Below are 16,569 nucleotides of genomic sequence, written 5' to 3' on the forward strand. Positions count from 1 at the left end.
CCGCCTGCCCCGCGCGGGCGGCCTCGCCCATTCCCGAGCCCTACACTCCCGCCGTGGTGACCATGAGACAGCAATGGGAAGACCTGCCCGCCGCCACCCGCGACGCAGTCGCGGCTCGTACCGGGCCCATCTACGCCGCAAGAACCGCCGACACCGGTCGTAACTCTGAGATCGCCGCCACCCTCGACACTCGCGCCGGCCGCGTCTTCGTCAAGGGACTGACCTGCGATCACCCCCGCGCGTGGACGCAGCAGCGCGAGGCCGCCATTAACCCGTACGTTGCCGGCCTCGCCCCGCGCCTGCTGTGGACGATCAACGATGGGGCATGGCACCTGCTCGGGTTCGAGCACCTCGACGGCCGGCCCGCCAACTACCGCCCCCACTCCGACGACCTACCCCTCGTCGCCGAGGCGATCATCGCCCTTTCCGGCGTTCGAGCCCCCGCCGACCTCGATCTGAAACACATCGAGCAGCGCCTCGCCGACTACCTCGACAACCCCGACGACGCCGAGCTGCTGCGCGGCGAGACGCTGCTGCATACCGACTGGACGCCCGACAACGTGCTCATCGTGAACGGCGCGGCCCGCGTCGTCGACTGGGCATGGCCCACCCGCGGCGCCGCATGGATCGATGCCGCCTGCTGGGTCGTCTGGCTCATCTCCGCCGGCCACAGCCCCTCAGACGCCGAACAGTGGGCCGCCAAGATTCCCGCATGGGCCACGGCACCCGCGCGCGCCCTCGACGTCTTCGCGACCGCCCAGCAACGTCTTTGGGCCGGCATCGCCGCGGACGCGCCCGACGTCGAATGGAAACAAGCTCTCGCCGCCGCGGCCGACGAGTGGGCGAGCTACCGCCGGCCCCAGGACGAGGAGGACACCCCGTGACCGACCCTTTGATTCACCCGCACGAGACGCTCACCACGCGCACCGGTGAACGCGTAGCCATCGATGCGGAAATGGTCCCCATCGTTCGTGAACTGTGGCGCCTCGGCTACACGACGAGCGCGTGCTGCCAAGACGTCGGCGAGGCCACCGCCGGCGTTCGCGCGCAGCGCGATACCCCCCTCGGATACGGCGGCGACGCATTCATCGACTATCACCGCGGGTGGGCCCTGCTGAAACTGCCCATCCCGGACGCCATGCGTCTCGTCGCCCTGCTCGCCGAGATTCCGGATTTCGCCGACCGCGTCCGGCATCCTTGGCGCCCCGGTTCCTGGCGCATGAACGTCCCGCTCGAACCCGACGGACTCACCCCCGACGCCCTGCTGCACCTCCCATGTCAACAAGTCCCACAGCTCGTCGAAACCCTGCGACAGCAGTAGAGGCAACCCCGTCCCCGCCCGCCGACGCCGTTCCTCGCGGCTCGGCGGGCGATATCGCGCTCTGCGACCTACGCCGCTCCGGTCTCGCCCTGATCGCCAGCGACGCCGAGGTGCCGGTGCAGGTCGTAGCGCGACACCTTGTACGCGCGTCCGTGGCGCAGGATGCGCACCGGATAACGACCGGTGCGTGCGAGGTGGTAGCCAGTCGTCCGCCCAAGGTGCAACGCCCTGTTGGCGGTCTCCAGTGGGACGGCAACGGGCAGCGTCATCAGCTCGTCGTGTGTCATCCCCTGCTCTGTGGTGCTCATCATGCGCCCCCTGTGACATCGGTGTGCAATTCGGCCTGTTGGTGCCGAGCGGTGCCTAGATCAGCAACTTACGATCAAGACTGGCGCTTTGCAACCAACAAAGTTAGCTTTGCGATATGCACAGTCACCAGACAGCGGGCGACGTCCTCGCCGCGCAGATCCGCCGGCACCGCGAGCGCCTCGGCATGAACAGGCACGAGCTCGCCGCCGAATGCGCCCGCCTCGGGCGCCCCGACATCACGTACGCCGTGATCGTCAGCATCGAGACCGGCCGATCCGGCACCGAGGGCAAACGGCGCCGTCCGGTGACCGTCGACGAGCTACTCGTGTTCGGCCTCGCCCTCGCCACTCCGCCCCTGCTCCTGCTGCTCCCACTCGGGAGCGGGCAGGCAGTGCCCACCGTTCCGGCCGCCGACCCGCGCGACCCGCACACGGTGTGGCAGTGGATGACAGGCGAGGCGACGCCGACGCTCGACGGCCCCCTCGACGGGCGGTACGTCTCCGACTCCCGGCAGATCGCCGGGACCGGGCAGACGTGGACCGCCGCATGGGCCACAGCGGCCTATCCGGCCTCGCTGTACCCCGAACTCGCACGGCGCCGAGAAACAGCCCACAAGGCCCGACTACGCGCCGCGCTCGACCCGACCGCACAGACCGAGTACGTCGACCGCCTCGACGAGCTCGCGCACGTCGTCAACGACATGCACCGCGCGAGCCTCACCGTCCCAGATCTGCCAACCGAGTTGGCCGAGGACTTGAGGCGGCTCGGCCTGCTCGACCACCCCGACCAGATCAATCCGAGAGGTAATGAGTGACCGCGAAAGGCACTACGACAAAACGCTGCTTCTGCCGCCGCAAGGACGGTAAGCCGCTGGGCAGTTCTTGCCCCAACCTCAAGCAGCGCACGCACGGCGTGTGGTCGATCCGGCAGGAACTGCCGCCGACCCTGGAAGGCGACCGCCGCCTCTTCCGCCGCGCCGGATACGACAGCCAGACCAAGGCACAGGCCGACCTCGACAAAGTCCGCGCGCTGCTGAACATCGCCGATAAAGACGACAAAGACGGACGCGCCCGCCTCGGCGACCTACTGGCCTCGATCGGGTCCGGCAAGGAACAGATCCCCGACTACGACGAGACCAAGCGCAAGTTCGGCACGGGCCAGTCGCTCACACAGCACATGACCGTCGCCGAGTGGCTCGACCTATGGCTCGCCGGAAAGAAGGGGCTACGCAAGAGTGGCCACGACCGGTACGAGCTCGACATCCGGTGCCACCTGCGCCCCAGGATCGGGCACATCCGGCTCGACCGCCTCACCGTGCCGCACCTCGACGCCATGTTCGAGGGCATCGCCGAGACGAACATCGAGATCACCGAGGCGAACGCCACACGCCGCGCTGCGCTCGCCGAACTCAAGACGATCCCTTGGAAGGGGGGAGAGAACCGCGCACGACGCAAGGGCATGAAAGAGGCCATCGACGCGATGAAGCCGTTCCGGCGGATCACCGGACCGTCGACGCAGCAGCACATCAGGGCGACGCTGCGGGCCGCGCTGAACACGGCGATAGCCCGGGGCTCGATCACGTTCAACGCTGCGCAGCACGTCGAGCTCGCCGCCGCCAAGCGCCCAAAGGCCATGGTGTGGACCGACGAGCGCATCGCCGAGTGGCTGCGGACCGGCGAGAAGCCGAGCGCCGTCATGGTGTGGACACCCGAGCAGGCAGGCCACTTCCTCGACTTCCTCGCCGACTTCCGGCACCGGCTGCTGCCGATGTTCCACCTGATCACGTTCCGAGGACTGCGCCGCGGCGAGGCGTGCGGCGTCCGATGGTCCGACTACAACACCAACACCGGTGAACTCACCGTCGCGACGCAGCTCGTGCAGGACGGTTGGGAAGTCGTCGAGTCGGCGCCCAAGACGGACAGCGGCGAGCGGATCATCTCGCTCGACGAGTACACCGTCGAGGTGCTCGAAGCGCACCGGACCAAGCAGGGTGCCGAGCGGGTCGAATGGGGCGAGGCATGGACCGACACCGGTCGCATGTTCACTCAGGAGAATGGGGAGTGGCTGCATCCCGGCACGCTGACTGATCAGTTCGAGCGACTCGTCGAGCTGTCTGGCCTGCCGCCGATCCGTATGCATGATCTGCGTCACGTCGCCGCCTCGCTCATGCTGGCCGCCGGCGTCGACGTCAAGATCGTGTCCGAGACCCTCGGACACAGCGACAGCCGTATCACTCGGGACATCTATCAGTCAGTTATGCCCAAGGCTGCGCGCGACGCCGCCGAGGCGACGGCCGCCATGGTGCCGAGGGGAGCTATGCGGCGGCCCGTTCAGGTCGTCGCCGAGGTCGAGGCCGAGCCCGCGAACGCCGAGGTCGCACCGGTTCCTGCCCAACAGAATGGGCACGCAATGGGCACGCAGGGGGGTGCGAAGATCATTGAGTTCCGCCCCCGATTGGTCCGGGCATAAGAAAAACCCCAGGTCACGGCGAGTGAGTCCTGGGGTTAATCCGAGCCGCCTTCGGGATTCGAACCCGAGACCTACGCATTACGAGTGCGTTGCTCTGGCCAACTGAGCTAAGGCGGCACGCCACGCTTCCCCCTTGGGGGTGCAGCAGCGAGAGCAAGTCTACACAGGTGGAGAGGGTGCTCGTGCAGCGGTTCCGGGGCGGGGAGGGTCAGCGGCAGCGCTTGGCGGGGGGTGGGGGTGTGCCCTCCAGGAGGTAGGTGTTGATCGCGGTGTCGACGCAGTCGCTGCCGCGGCCGTAGGCGGTATGGCCGTCGCCGTCGTAGGTCAGGAGGGTGCCGGAGGAGAGCTGGGCGGCCAGGGACTTGGCCCACTTGTAGGGGGTGGCCGGGTCCCGGGTGGTGCCGACGACGACGATGGGGGGTGCGCCTTCGGCCTTGATGGGGTGCGGGGTGCCGGTGGCCTTGGCGGGCCAGTAGGCGCAGCTCAGGGAGGCCCAGGCCAGGTTGCGGCCGAAGACCGGGGACGCCTTCTCGAAGGACGGTACGGCGGCGGTCACGGCGGACGGGGTGGCGAAGGCGGGGGGCTGGTCCAGGCAGTTCACTGCGGCGTTGGCGGACATGAGGTTGGAGTAGGTGCCGTCGCCGTCGCGCTCGTAGTAGCTGTCGGCCAGGGAGAGGAGACCGGAGCCCTCGCCGTCCATCGCGCGGGTCAGGGCCTCGCGGAGCTGCGGCCAGGCGGCCTCGTCGTACATGGCGTTGATCACGCCGGTGGTGGCGAGGGACTCGCCGAGGAGGCGGTCTCCACCCGTGGGGAGGGGCTGCCGGTCGAGCCGTGTGAAGAACGCCTTCATACGGGTGGCGGCGTCCTGTCCGGAGGTGGCGCCGAGCGGGCAGTCCGGTTTCCTGACGCAGTCGGCGGCGAAGGCGCGGAAGGCGGTGTCGAAGCCGGCCGTCTGGTCGCGGTTCAGCTCCTCGGCCGTGAGGGACGGGTCCATGGCGCCGTCGAGGACGAGGCGGCCGGTGCGGGCGGGGAACAGTTCGGCGTACGTCGCGCCGAGGAACGTGCCGTACGAGGCGCCGACGTACGTCAGCTTCTCGTCGCCGAGTACGGCCCGCAGGATGTCCATGTCGCGAGCCGCCTCGACGGTGGAGACGTGCGGCAGGATCCGCCCGGAGTTCTTGGCGCAGGACGTCGCGAAGGTCTTGAAGGAGGCGGCCAGCAGGTCGGCCTCGCGCCGGTCGTCAGGTGTCTGGTCGACCTGCGTGTACGCGTCCATGGCCGGCCCGTCGAGGCACTCGACCGGCTCGCTTCCGGCCACGCCGCGCGGGTCGAGGGCGACCATGTCGTAGCGGGCGCGGACCGGCGCCGGGTAGGCGATCCCGGCGTACCCCTGGAGGTAGCCGACGGCGGAGCCGCCCGGGCCGCCGGGGTTGACCAGCAGGGAGCCGAGCCGCTTGCCGGGGCCGGTGGCCTTGATACGGGCCACGGCCAGCTTCACCTTTTCGCCGTCCGGCTCCGCGTAGTCGAGCGGCGCCTTCAGCGTGGCGCACTGGAAGCCGGGCACGCCGCACTCGCGCCAGCTGAGCCGCTGGGCGTAGTACCGCTCGAGCGCGGCCGACGGCGACAGCGACGGCGCGGCGGTGGGCGAAGCCGAGGCGGCCGGGGCGCCGCCGCCGGTGCAGCCCCCAGCGAGGAGGAGGGCGAGCGCGGCGGCGGCCGGCGCGGTCGTACGGAGCAGGCGACGTGGGTCCATCCCCCGGAGCGTAGCCGCATGGTGACGCCCCGTCGCATACCACGCCGGATCGGGTGTTACCCGGACGACTCAACCGGCGCGCAGAGCCATCGTCATGGCCTCCACCGCGAGCAGCGGCGCCACGTTTCGGTCCAGGGCCTCGCGGCAGGCGAGGACCGCCTCTATCCGGCGCAGGGTGGACTCGGCGGTCGAGTCGCGGGCGATCCGGTCGAGCGCATCCCGCACGTCCTCGTTGGCGAGGGCGGCGCGGGTGCCGAGCTGGAGGGCGAGGACGTCCCGGTAGAAGCCGGTCAGGTCGCTGAGGGCCAGGTCGAGGCTGTCGCGCTGCGTCCTGGTCCTGCGGCGCTTCTGTCTGTCCTCCAGCTCCTTCATCACGCCCGCCGTACCCCGCGGCATGCGGCCGCCCTGCGCGGCACCGAGGGCGGCCTTCAGCTCCTCGGTCTCCTTGACGTCGGTCTCCTCGGCGAGCTGCTTGGCGTCGTCCCCCGCGGCGTCGATGAGCTCCTGGGCGGCCTTGAGGCAGCCGCCGACGTCCTGCACACGCAGTGGCAGTCCGAGGACGGCGGCCCGGCGGGCGCGGGCGCGCTCGTCGGTGGCGAGGCGGCGGGCGCGGTCGATGTGGCCCTGGGTGGCGCGGGCGGCGACGGCCGCGGCCTCGGGCTCGATGCCGTCGCGCCGTACAAGGACGTCGGCGACGGCGTCGACGGGCGGGGTGCGCAGCGTGAGGTGGCGGCAGCGGGAGCGGATCGTGGGCAGGACATCCTCCAGGGAGGGCGCGCACAGCAGCCACACCGTGCGGGGGGCAGGCTCCTCGACGGCCTTCAGGATCACATTGCCGGCGCCCTCGGTGAGGCGGTCGGCGTCCTCCAGCACGATGACCTGCCAGCGGCGGCCGGCCGGGGAGAGCTGCGCCCGCCGGACCAGGTCGCGGGTCTCCTTGACACCGATGGAGAGCAGGTCGGTGCGGACGACCTGCACATCGGCGTGCGTACCGACGAGGGCGGTGTGGCAGCCGTCGCAGAATCCGCAGCCGGGCTCCCCGCCGAGCGCCCGGTCGGGACTGACGCACTGCAGGGCGGCGGCGAAGGCGCGGGCGGCGGTGTCCCGGCCGGCTCCTGGCGGGCCGGTGAACAGCCAGGCGTGCGTCATCTTCGACGCGTCGGGCGGCGTGGTGCCCGACGCGTCGGCGGTGACGAGGGCGTCCGCGTCACGGGCGGCGGCTGCGAGCTGCGCCTGGACGCGGTCCTGGCCGACCAGTTCGTCCCATACGGGCATGGGCGGGCCACCACCTTCCTCTGTCGCGCTTCCGATGTCGCGGGTCCTCCCCCGGTGTCGTCCATTGTGGGGGAGGGGACTGACAACGCCCGCCTCAGCGATGGCGGCCGTCACCCCTGCCGTCGTCCTCGTCGTCCTGTCCGCCGAGCAGTTCGTCGGCGAGCGTCGGCAGGTCGTCCAGCGGGGTCTCCTCCGCCCAGTCGGGGCGGCCGCGCCTCAGCCGACCCGACTCGTCGACCTGCGGCAGCTCACGCGTCCTGTCGTTCGCGCCGGGCTGCTCCTCGGCGGCGGCGTCCGCCCCGCCCGGCCGGACCTCGTCCCGGAAGAAGCCCGGCGGCACCCGGTCGTCCGGGCGGTCGTCCCGTACGGGTGGCAGGACCGCGGTCTCGGCGACGTCTGCACCGGAACCGGCACCGGACTCGACGTCGTCCTTCCGCATGTTGATGCGCTGGGTCTCCTCCTCCGCACGCGGCGGAGCGGGCTCGTCGTCCTTGCGCATGTTGATGCGCTGCGTCCGCTCCTCGGGCCGGGCGACGGGCGGCACGTCGTCCTTGCGCATGTCGATGCGGGGCGTCGGCACGGTCTCCGCGATGTCGTCCGGCCGCACGACCGGGGTCGGCACGGTGACGTCGTGCGGGGACACGGCAGGCGTCGCCGCCGCGGAGGCTGCAGCTGCGGCCTCGGCCGCGGCCTGGCGCCGGGCCTCCTCCGCGCGCAGCAGAGCCTCCTCGGCCTTGCGCTGCTTCTCGAGGCGCCGCGCCTCGGCCTCCGCCCGGAGCCGCGCCTCCTCCTCGGCCTGCCTGCGCAGCCGCTCCTGCTCCTCGCGGCGGACCTTCTCCTCGGCCTCGCGCCGCTGCCGCTCCTCCTCGGCGAGCCGCCGCGCCTCGGCCGCCCGCTGGCGGGCCTCCTCGGCCTGCCGCTCTGCCTCACGCCGCCGGGCTTCCTCCTCCTCGCGGCGCTTGCGCTCCTCCTCCTCGGCACGCAGCCGGGCGAGCTGCTCCTGGCGCTCACGCTCCAGGCGCTCCTCCTCGGCCTTCCGCGCGGCCTCTTCCTCCGCCTTGCGGCGGGCCTCCTCCTCGGCGGCCTTCCGCGCCTCCTCCTGGGCCTTCACCTCGGCCTCCGAGAGCGGCAGCATCTGGTCGAGCCGGTGCCGTACGACGGTGGTGACGGCCTCCGGCTCCTGGCCGGCGTCCACCACCAGGTAGCGGGCGGGGTCGGCGGCCGCGAGGGCGAGGAATCCGGCCCGTACACGCGCGTGGAACTCGGCGGGCTCGGACTCCAGCCGGTCCGGGGCCTCCGTGAACCGCTCGCGGGCGGTCTCCGGGGAGACGTCCAGCAGCACGGTCAGGTTCGGTACGAGCCCGCCGGTCGCCCAGCGGGAGATTCGGGCGATCTCGGTCGGGGACAGGTCGCGGCCGGCGCCCTGGTAGGCGACGGACGAGTCGATGTACCGGTCGGAGATGACGACCGCGCCCCGCTCCAGGGCCGGGCGGACCAGCGAGTCGACGTGCTCGGCCCGGTCGGCGGCGTAGAGCAGGGCCTCCGCGCGGTTGGAGAGACCGGCGGAAGACACGTCGAGAAGGATGGAGCGCAGCCGCTTGCCGATGGGCGTGGCGCCCGGCTCGCGCGTGACGACCACCTCGTGGCCCTTGGCCCTGATCCACTCGGCGAGCGCCTCGACCTGCGTGGACTTCCCGGCGCCGTCGCCGCCCTCGACGGCGATGAAGAAGCCGGTCGGGGACGGGGCCTGCACCGGGTCGGCGCCGCGCAGCGCGTCGCGCAGGTCGCGACGGAGCGGCACACCGGACCGGTCGTCGGTCTTGGCCAGGACCAATGCGGCGACGGGCAGCAGCAGCGCGCCGACCAGCATGAGCGTGAACGCGGCGGCGCCGTGCGCGAAGACGAAGTCGCCGTCCGCGAGGCGGTGGGGGCCGATGGCGGCGGCGAGCAGGGGCGCGGCGAGGGCACCGAGGGCGATGGCGACCCGTACGACCGCCTGGAGGTGCTCGGTGAGGCGCGGCCGCCGGAACTCCTCGGTCTCCTGGTCGATCAGCGTGTGCCCGGTGTTCGCGGCGACGCCGGCCGTGAAGCCCGCGGCGAGCGCGAGGAACAGCACGGTCGCCGTGTCCGGGACGAGGCCCATCGCGAGCAGGACGACACCGGTGACGGCGGTCGCGAGGGCGAGGAGCCTGCGGCGGGACAGGGCGGGCAGGACGGCGCGGGCGCCTCGGATGCCCAGGCCAGTGCCACCGGTCAGGGCGAGGACGAGGAGGGCGTACGCGACGGGGCCGCCGCCCAGCTCGGCGGCGTGCAGCACGGCGACGGCCGCGGCGGAGGCGATGGCTCCGGCGACGGCAGCGCAGGCGAGCACCAGCAGCGGTATGGCCGCGGTGCGGCCCCTCTCCACGCCGCTGCCGTTGGACGGGCGGCGCAGGCCCTCCAGGGGGGAGCGGGGGCGCGGCGTCTGCGTGTCGGGCAGCTCCAGGAAGTACAGGATCGACACGGACGCGGCGAACAGCCCGGCCGCGGTGTACGAGCCGAGCGCGGCCTGGTGCGCCGAGAACCAGTCGATGCCGAGCGCGAGCAGGTTGCCGACGAGGGTCGCGACGAGCAGTGCGGCGGCGGCCGCCGGGATGGCGGCGAAGCTGGTGCGGAGCGAGAGCCGGCGCAGCGCGCCCAGGTGGTCGGGGAGCGGCCGTACGGCGGCGCCTTCCAGGGGCGGGGCAGGGAGCAGGGCGGGGGCGGCGCTCTCCTTGGCGATCGTCCAGAACCGCTCGGCGGCGCCGGCCACGAAGACGGTGACCAGGAGGAGCACGATGGCCTGCGCGGGCGTCCAGACGATCCACAGCGGGGCGACGACGAGCAGCGCGAGCCGCACACCATCGGCCGCGATCATGGTCCAGCGGCGGTCGAGGGGGCCGGTGGCCGCGGTGAGGCCGCTCATCGGGCCGAGCAGGACGGCACCGAAGAGCAGCGTGGACAGCGCGCGGGCGCCGAGGACGGCGGCGACCGCGAAGGCCGCGCCCCGGACTCCGCCGCCGAAGGTCTCCTCCACGACGGCCGCCTGCACGGCCAGCAGGACCAGCACGAGCAGGGCGAGGGCGTCGCCGATGCCGCCGACCAGCGAGGCACTCCACAGCCGACGCAGCGGCTGGTTGCGCAGCAGTGCCCGCACGGCGCGCTCTCGGGAGTCCGCGGCGAGCGCGGCGTCGGAGACTTCGGGGTCTGAGGTGGGGCCCAGGGCCGTTGGCTGCTCGGCTCGCGTCATCCCCTCAGCCTATCCGGACCAACTGACACTCGGCCGTCCGCGTCCGAACGCGCGACCGCCCCGGACCTCCACGGGGGGGGTGGTCCGGGGCGGGCACGTACGGCGCGGTCAGCGCGCATACGGAGCGCGCGGCGTGCACGTGCGGAGCGTACGTGCGGAGCGTACGCGGCGCTCGCGCGGCGCGGTTACTCGTCCGACGCGGAGGGCGACGCGGCGGCCTTCGCCGCGGTCGCCTTCTTGGCCGCCGTCTTCGTCGCGGTCGTCGTCTTCTTGGCCGCGGCCTTCTTCGCCGCCGTCGTCTTCTTGGCCGCGGTCTTCTTGGCCGGCGCCTTCTTGGCCGCCGTCTTCTTGGCGGTCTTCTTCGCCGGGCCCTTCGCCCGCTTCTCGGCCAGCAGCTCGAACCCGCGCTCCGGCGTGATCGTCTCCACGCTGTCGCCGCTCCGCAGCGTCGCGTTCGTCTCGCCGTCGGTGACATACGGGCCGAAGCGGCCGTCCTTGACGACGACCGGGCGCTCGCTGACGGGGTCGGTGCCGAGCTCCTTCAGCGGGGGCTTCGCCGCCGCACGCCCGCGCGCCTTCGGCTGGGCGTAGATCGCGAGGGCCTCGTCCAGGGTGATGGTGAAGAGCTGGTCCTCGCGCTCCAGGGACCGCGAGTCCGTGCCCTTCTTCAGGTACGGGCCATAGCGGCCGTTCTGCGCGGTGATCTCGACGCCCTCGGCGTCCTTGCCCACGACGCGCGGCAGCGACATCAGCTTGAGCGCTTCCTCCAGGGTCACCGTGTCGAGGGACATCGACTTGAAGAGGGAGGCCGTGCGCGGCTTCACCGCGTTCTTGCCGGTCTTCGGGGTGCCCTCGGGAAGGATCTCGGTGACGTACGGACCGTAGCGGCCGGCCTTGGCGACGATCATGTGGCCGGTCGCCGGGTCGTGGCCCAGCTCGAAGTCGCCGCTCGGCTTGGCGAGCAGCTCCTCCGCGTACTCCACGGACAGCTCGTCGGGCGCGAGGTCGTCCGGGACGTCGGCCCGCCGGTGGCCCTCCTCGTCCTTCACTCCACGCTCGATGTACGGGCCGTAGCGGCCGACGCGGAGCACGATGTCGTTGCCGACCGGGAAGGACGAGATCTCCCGCGCGTCGATCGCGCCGAGGTCCGTGACCAGCTCCTTGAGGCCGCCGAGGTGGTCGCCGTCGCCGTTGCCCGCCTCCGCGGCGGCGCCCTCGCCGGCGCCCTCGCCGAAGTAGAAGCGCTTCAGCCACGGCACGGCCTGCGCCTCACCGCGCGCGATGCGGTCGAGGTCGTCCTCCATCTTCGCGGTGAAGTCGTAGTCGACGAGCCGGCCGAAGTGCTTCTCCAGCAGGTTGACGACGGCGAAGGAGAGGAAGGACGGGACGAGTGCCGTGCCCTTCTTGAAGACGTAGCCTCGCTCGAGGATCGTGCCGATGATCGACGCGTACGTCGACGGGCGGCCGATCTCGCGCTCCTCCAGCTCCTTGACCAGCGACGCCTCGGTGTAGCGCGCGGGCGGCTTGGTGGCGTGGCCGTCCGCCGTGATCTCCTCGGCGGTCAGCGCGTCGCCCTGGGCGACCTGCGGAAGCCGGCGCTCGCGGTCGTCGAGCTCGGCGTTCGGGTCGTCGGCCCCCTCCACATACGCCTTCATGAAGCCGTGGAAGGTGATCGTCTTGCCGGAGGCGCTGAACTCGGCGTCCCGGCCGTCGGCGGACCTGCCACCGATCTTGACGGTGACGGAGTTGCCGACGGCGTCCTTCATCTGGGATGCGACGGTCCGCTTCCAGATCAGCTCGTACAGCTTGAACTGGTCACCGGTCAGGCCGGTCTCGGCGGGCGTGCGGAAACGATCACCCGAAGGGCGGATCGCCTCGTGCGCCTCCTGCGCGTTCTTGACCTTCCCGGCGTACGTACGCGGCGCGGCGGGCAGGTAGTCGGCGCCGTACAGCTGCGTGACCTGCGCACGGGCTGCTGCGACGGCCGTGTCGGACAGCGTCGTGGAGTCCGTACGCATATAGGTGATGAAGCCGTTCTCGTACAGCTTCTGCGCGATCTGCATCGTGGCCTTCGCGCCGAAGCCGAGCTTGCGGCTCGCCTCCTGCTGGAGGGTCGTGGTGCGGAACGGCGCGTACGGGGAGCGGCGGTACGGCTTCGACTCGACCGAGCGGACGCTGAACGCCGTGTCGGCGAGCGCGGCGGCCAGGGCGCGGGCGTTCGCCTCGTCCAGGTGCAGGACCTGGTCGCTCTTGAGCCGTCCGTCGGGGCCGAAGTCACGGCCCTGGGCGACACGGCGGCCGTCCACGGTGCTCAGGCGGGCCGTGAGGGTCGACGGGTCGGAGGTGTCGCCGGGGCGGCCGGTGCCGAAGATGCCGGTGAGGTCCCAGTACTCGGCGGAGCGGAAGGCGATGCGCTCGCGCTCACGCTCGACGACGAGCCGGGTGGCGACGGACTGCACACGGCCGGCCGACAGCCGGGGCATGACCTTCTTCCACAGGACCGGCGAGACCTCGTAGCCGTACAGCCGGTCCAGGATGCGGCGGGTCTCCTGGGCGTCGACCATCCGCTGGTTCAGCTCGCGCGGGTTCGCCACGGCCTGCTGGATCGCGTCCTTGGTGATCTCGTGGAAGACCATCCGGTGGACAGGGACCTTGGGCTTGAGGACCTCGAGGAGGTGCCAGGCGATGGCCTCGCCCTCGCGGTCCTCATCGGTGGCGAGGAAGAGTTCGTCGGACTCGGCCAGCTGCTCCTTGAGCTTTCTGACCTGGGCCTTCTTGTCGGCGTTGACGACGTAGATCGGCTGGAAGTCGTGCTCGACGTCCACGCCGAGGCGGCGTACCTCGCCGGTGTACTTCTCGGGCACCTCCGCGGCGCCGTTCGGGAGGTCGCGGATGTGCCCGACGCTCGCCTCGACGACGTAGCCGGGGCCGAGGTAGCCCTTGATCGTCTTCGCCTTGGCAGGCGACTCGACGATGACGAGTCGGCGGCCGCCCTGTGCGGTCTCGCGTGTCGGGGACAACTCTTCGCTCTTCTCTCCGGTCGGCGCTCGGTGGCATGTGCGGCGTGGCGCGGGCCCCGCCTGGGGCGCGCCCCGGGCACTGCGGGCACTGCGCCACGGCTGTGACGCTGCTGTCGCTGCGGAGTGTGACGGTACAACCCGCCCCCGTGTCAAACGGCGAAAGCCCGCAACGGCCACTCGAACGGTAACCCGACTTCTGGCATTCCTGCCGCCCGGACTCCCTTCATGGCGCGGAGCGCCACGTTCCGGCTACCGGTCTTCCACTCCCCATGTCCGAGCCGCGCCCGGCCCTCCGCCCCTCCTCTTCACCCCCGGTCCGCTCCTCTTCGCCCCCCGGGTCCGCGCGCCGAGGTCCTGGTCCCCGGGCGCGTCGGCGGTCCTGCGCGGGGCTCCGGGCGGGCGGAAGCCACCGGTCAGATTCGACCGAAGCACCACACGCCGAGGGAGAGGAACACGACACCGGACGCGATGGCGAACGCGACGGCTGTGGCCGGGCTCACCCCGTGCGCCACCGGTGCGCGATGCATCACACGAGCCGCCGTCCACACCAGCAGCCCAGCGCCGAAGATCGTGAACGCCGCCCCGGCGAAGATGGCCGGTCCGCTCTCCATGCCGTACCCCGTTCCGTCCCGTACTCCCGCTCCTCGGGTCCCCGCACTGCGGCGCGCGATTCGCCGGCCGCGGGCGGGTGTCCCCCGAGGGCGAGGCTGGCACCTCCGGGCGTCGGGAGCGCGAATTGCGGGTGAACGGCGCGGGGCCCGACGTCGCCGTTCACCCGCCCGGCGTCGTCTCAGCCCCGCGACCGGGTGCCCGCCGGCTCCAGGAAGCCCTCCTCCACGAGGAGCCGGATGGCCTGCGGGGTGCGGTCGCGCAGCAGGACAGGGTCCTCGCCCGTCAGCTGGGCGATGGCGTCCAGGATCCGGCCGGCGCTGAGGGTGCCGTCGCAGACGCCCGCGAAGCCGGCACCGACCGTGTCGACCTTGGTCGCTCGGCGCATGCCGCGGTTCTGCCGCAGGATGACGTGCTCGGGATCCTCGGCGCCGGGCAGCCCGACCTGTTCCTGCATCACCTCGGGCGCCAGCGCGAAGTGGTCGGCGAGCAGGGCGGCGTCGTCCCGTGTCCGCAGATAGTCCTGGCGGGCGAAGTGTGCCTTCACGGTCTCTCCGAGCGGCTGCTCGACGGGGTGCGGCCACTCCTCGACGGTGATCGACGGCGACTCCGTGCCGGACTTCCGCAGCGTGATCCAGCCGAAGCCGATCGCCCTGGTCTTGCGCGCCTCGAACTCGTCCAGCCACGCCTCGTACCGGGCCGCGTACTCCTCCGGAGCCTCCCGGTGGTCACCGGCGTCCCGGAGCCACAACTCCGTGTACTGCGTCACGTCCTGGACCTCGCGCTGTACGATCCACGCGTCGCAGCCGTGCGGCACCCATGAGCGGACCCGCTCCTGCCACTCCTCGCCCTCGACGTGCTGCCAGTTGGCCAGGAACTGCGCATACCCCCCTTCGTTGAGCCGCTCCCCCGCCTGCTGGACGAGCGTGCGGCACAGGTCGTCGCCACCCATCCCGCCGTCCCGGTAGGTCAGCCGCGCGCCGGGCGAGATGACGAACGGCGGGTTCGACACGATCAGGTCGTATGTCTCCGACCCGACCGGCTCGAACAGCGAACCGGCCCGCAGGTCCGCCTCCGGCGCCCCGGACAGCGCGAGCGTCAGCCGCGTGAACTCCAGCGCCCGCGGGTTCAGGTCGGTCGCCGTCACACGGGTGGCGTGCTGCGTGGCGTGCAGCGCCTGGATGCCGGAGCCCGTGCCGATGTCGAGCGCCGAGCCCACAGGCGTCCGTACGGTGAGACCGGCGAGCGTGGTGGACGCGCCGCCGACACCGAGGACGACTCGCTCGCCCCGGCCGCCCGCCCCGCCGGCGCCGCCCACGGCGCAGCCGAGGTCCGAGACGATGAACCAGTCCTGGCCCTCGGGCCCGCCGTACGGCCGGACGTCGACCGCGGCGCGGACGTCGTCGCCGTCCCGTATCACCCACCCGCCGGCGAGCGCCTCGTCCAGCGGAAGCGCGGCACGCACCCGCTCGTACGGCACGGGCTGCTGGAGCAGGAACAGCCGGACGAGCGTGTCCAGCCCCCCGTCCCCACGGGTGGCGCGCAGGGCGGGCACCGACTCGCTGCGGGCGAGGGCGGCGTAGGCGGGCGCTCCGAGCCGGTCGAGCAGCCCGTCGGCGGTGAAGTCGGCGGCGAGGAGGGCGGCGCGCAGGCGATCGGCATGATCGGGCACCGGAAGGCTGGTGGTCAGGCTGGTCGTACTCACATGCTCATTGTGACCGCCGCCACGGACATGCGGCGAACGGCCCGGCTTCCCTGTGGATAACCGGACCGTACGTGTACCGCGTACCGCTGCTCGGGCCTCTGCCCGGACCGCTGCTCGGGCCTCCGCTCGGGCCCCTACTCGGATTTGCCGCTCGCCGAAGCGGAGGCAGCGGCGGAGGCGGGCGCCGACGCGGGCGCGGACGCACCGGGCTTCGCCGCCGGGCCGCTCGTCGCCGTCGGCGCGGCGGCGCGCTTGGGCTTCTGGCAGCCGGGCTGCCGGGTCATCGCCTTGCCCAGTTCGCCGGACTGGAGCTTGGCCAGTGCGTCCTGGTCCATCTTCTCGATCTTCTTCAGCCCGTCCGCGACGCCCTGCAGGCCGTCCGCGAACTTCTGCTGGTCCTTGGCGTCGAGGGCGTCGACCTGCTTCTTCAGGCGCTCGTAGGCGGCCGCGGTGTCGTTGAGCTCCTTGACCGCGTCCTGCTGGAGCTTCTCGCCGTTCTCGACGGGCGGGACACCGGCGCTCTGTACCGCCTTGGCGAGCGCCCTGTCGGTGTCCGCGATCTCCTGGAACGCCTTCGAGTCCGCCGCCTGGACGTCCGCGGGCTTGCCGTCCGCGGCGGTCGAGATGATGGTCTGCTGGGCGTCGACCCGCTTCTGGATCTGCGATTGCGCCTGGTCGCAGAACGTCTTCGCCCAGGCGTCCACCTTGCCTTCGTCGACGCCGTCGGTGCAGCCCGACAGCGCGAGTACCAGCACCGCACCGCCGGACAGCGCGGCTGCAAGCTTCTTGTTCACCGAATTGGTCCCTTCCAAGGCTCTCGGCCCCGGAACATACACGCCA

The 16,569-nt window shown here is 71.9% G+C and carries 12 protein-coding genes and 1 tRNA gene; 4 read left to right on the forward strand and 9 right to left on the reverse strand.

From position 1 onward, the window contains the following. The first annotated feature begins 62 nt into the window (after positions 1-62). Complete coding sequence (locus tag FVS66_RS11290; protein ID WP_149181107.1) at positions 63-884, forward strand: aminoglycoside phosphotransferase; 822 nt, start codon at positions 63-65, stop codon at positions 882-884. Further along, the gene (locus FVS66_RS11295; RefSeq protein WP_149180891.1) at positions 881-1,321 is read left to right on the forward strand and encodes a hypothetical protein; all 441 of its coding nucleotides are present in this window, start codon (positions 881-883) and stop codon (positions 1,319-1,321) included. The genes FVS66_RS11290 and FVS66_RS11295 overlap by 4 nt, the downstream gene beginning before the upstream one ends. 68 nt (positions 1,322-1,389) lie before the next feature. Here FVS66_RS11295 and FVS66_RS11300 read toward each other — a convergent pair whose 3' ends face one another. Next, positions 1,390-1,632 (reverse strand): integrase, encoded by a 243-nt coding sequence (locus tag FVS66_RS11300; protein ID WP_316248179.1) that lies wholly within the window; start codon positions 1,630-1,632, stop codon positions 1,390-1,392. 113 nt (positions 1,633-1,745) lie between these two features. Between FVS66_RS11300 and FVS66_RS11305 the strand changes: the two genes are divergently transcribed. Next, the gene (locus FVS66_RS11305) at positions 1,746-2,444 is read left to right on the forward strand and encodes a hypothetical protein (RefSeq protein ID WP_149180892.1); all 699 of its coding nucleotides are present in this window, start codon (positions 1,746-1,748) and stop codon (positions 2,442-2,444) included. Further along, the gene (locus FVS66_RS11310; RefSeq protein WP_149180893.1) at positions 2,441-4,099 is read left to right on the forward strand and encodes a site-specific integrase; all 1,659 of its coding nucleotides are present in this window, start codon (positions 2,441-2,443) and stop codon (positions 4,097-4,099) included. Before FVS66_RS11305 ends, FVS66_RS11310 begins: the two co-directional genes overlap by 4 nt. 43 nt (positions 4,100-4,142) lie before the next feature. Here FVS66_RS11310 and FVS66_RS11315 read toward each other — a convergent pair. The 8 genes from FVS66_RS11315 to FVS66_RS11350 all read right to left on the reverse strand — a co-directional run bounded on the left by FVS66_RS11315 (position 4,143) and on the right by FVS66_RS11350 (position 16,523). Further along, positions 4,143-4,216, reverse strand: a tRNA-Thr gene (locus FVS66_RS11315). 91 nt (positions 4,217-4,307) lie between these two features. Further along, on the reverse strand, positions 4,308-5,852 hold the full coding sequence (locus FVS66_RS11320; protein WP_149180894.1) for an alpha/beta hydrolase: 1,545 nt from the start codon (positions 5,850-5,852) through the stop codon (positions 4,308-4,310). A gap of 69 nt (positions 5,853-5,921) precedes the next feature. After that, the gene (locus FVS66_RS11325) at positions 5,922-7,127 is read right to left on the reverse strand and encodes a DNA polymerase III subunit delta' (protein WP_149180895.1); all 1,206 of its coding nucleotides are present in this window, start codon (positions 7,125-7,127) and stop codon (positions 5,922-5,924) included. Positions 7,128-7,221: 94 nt separating this feature from the next. Beyond that, a complete protein-coding gene (tmk, locus tag FVS66_RS11330; protein ID WP_149180896.1) occupies positions 7,222-10,395 on the reverse strand; it encodes a dTMP kinase in 3,174 nt (1,057 codons plus the stop codon). A gap of 185 nt (positions 10,396-10,580) precedes the next feature. Beyond that, positions 10,581-13,415, reverse strand: coding sequence for a type I DNA topoisomerase (gene topA / locus FVS66_RS11335; protein WP_149180897.1), 2,835 nt, complete (start codon positions 13,413-13,415; stop codon positions 10,581-10,583). A gap of 413 nt (positions 13,416-13,828) precedes the next feature. Then, on the reverse strand, positions 13,829-14,026 hold the full coding sequence (locus FVS66_RS11340; RefSeq protein WP_149180898.1) for a hypothetical protein: 198 nt from the start codon (positions 14,024-14,026) through the stop codon (positions 13,829-13,831). A gap of 179 nt (positions 14,027-14,205) precedes the next feature. Then, positions 14,206-15,729, reverse strand: coding sequence for a class I SAM-dependent methyltransferase (locus FVS66_RS11345; RefSeq protein WP_149180899.1), 1,524 nt, complete (start codon positions 15,727-15,729; stop codon positions 14,206-14,208). Between the two features lie 134 nt (positions 15,730-15,863). Beyond that, complete coding sequence (locus FVS66_RS11350; protein ID WP_149180900.1) at positions 15,864-16,523, reverse strand: small secreted protein; 660 nt, start codon at positions 16,521-16,523, stop codon at positions 15,864-15,866. Between the last annotated feature and the right edge of the window lie 46 nt (positions 16,524-16,569).

This window comes from Streptomyces sp. TRM49041, assembly GCF_008271805.1.
Classification (GTDB): domain Bacteria; phylum Actinomycetota; class Actinomycetes; order Streptomycetales; family Streptomycetaceae; genus Streptomyces.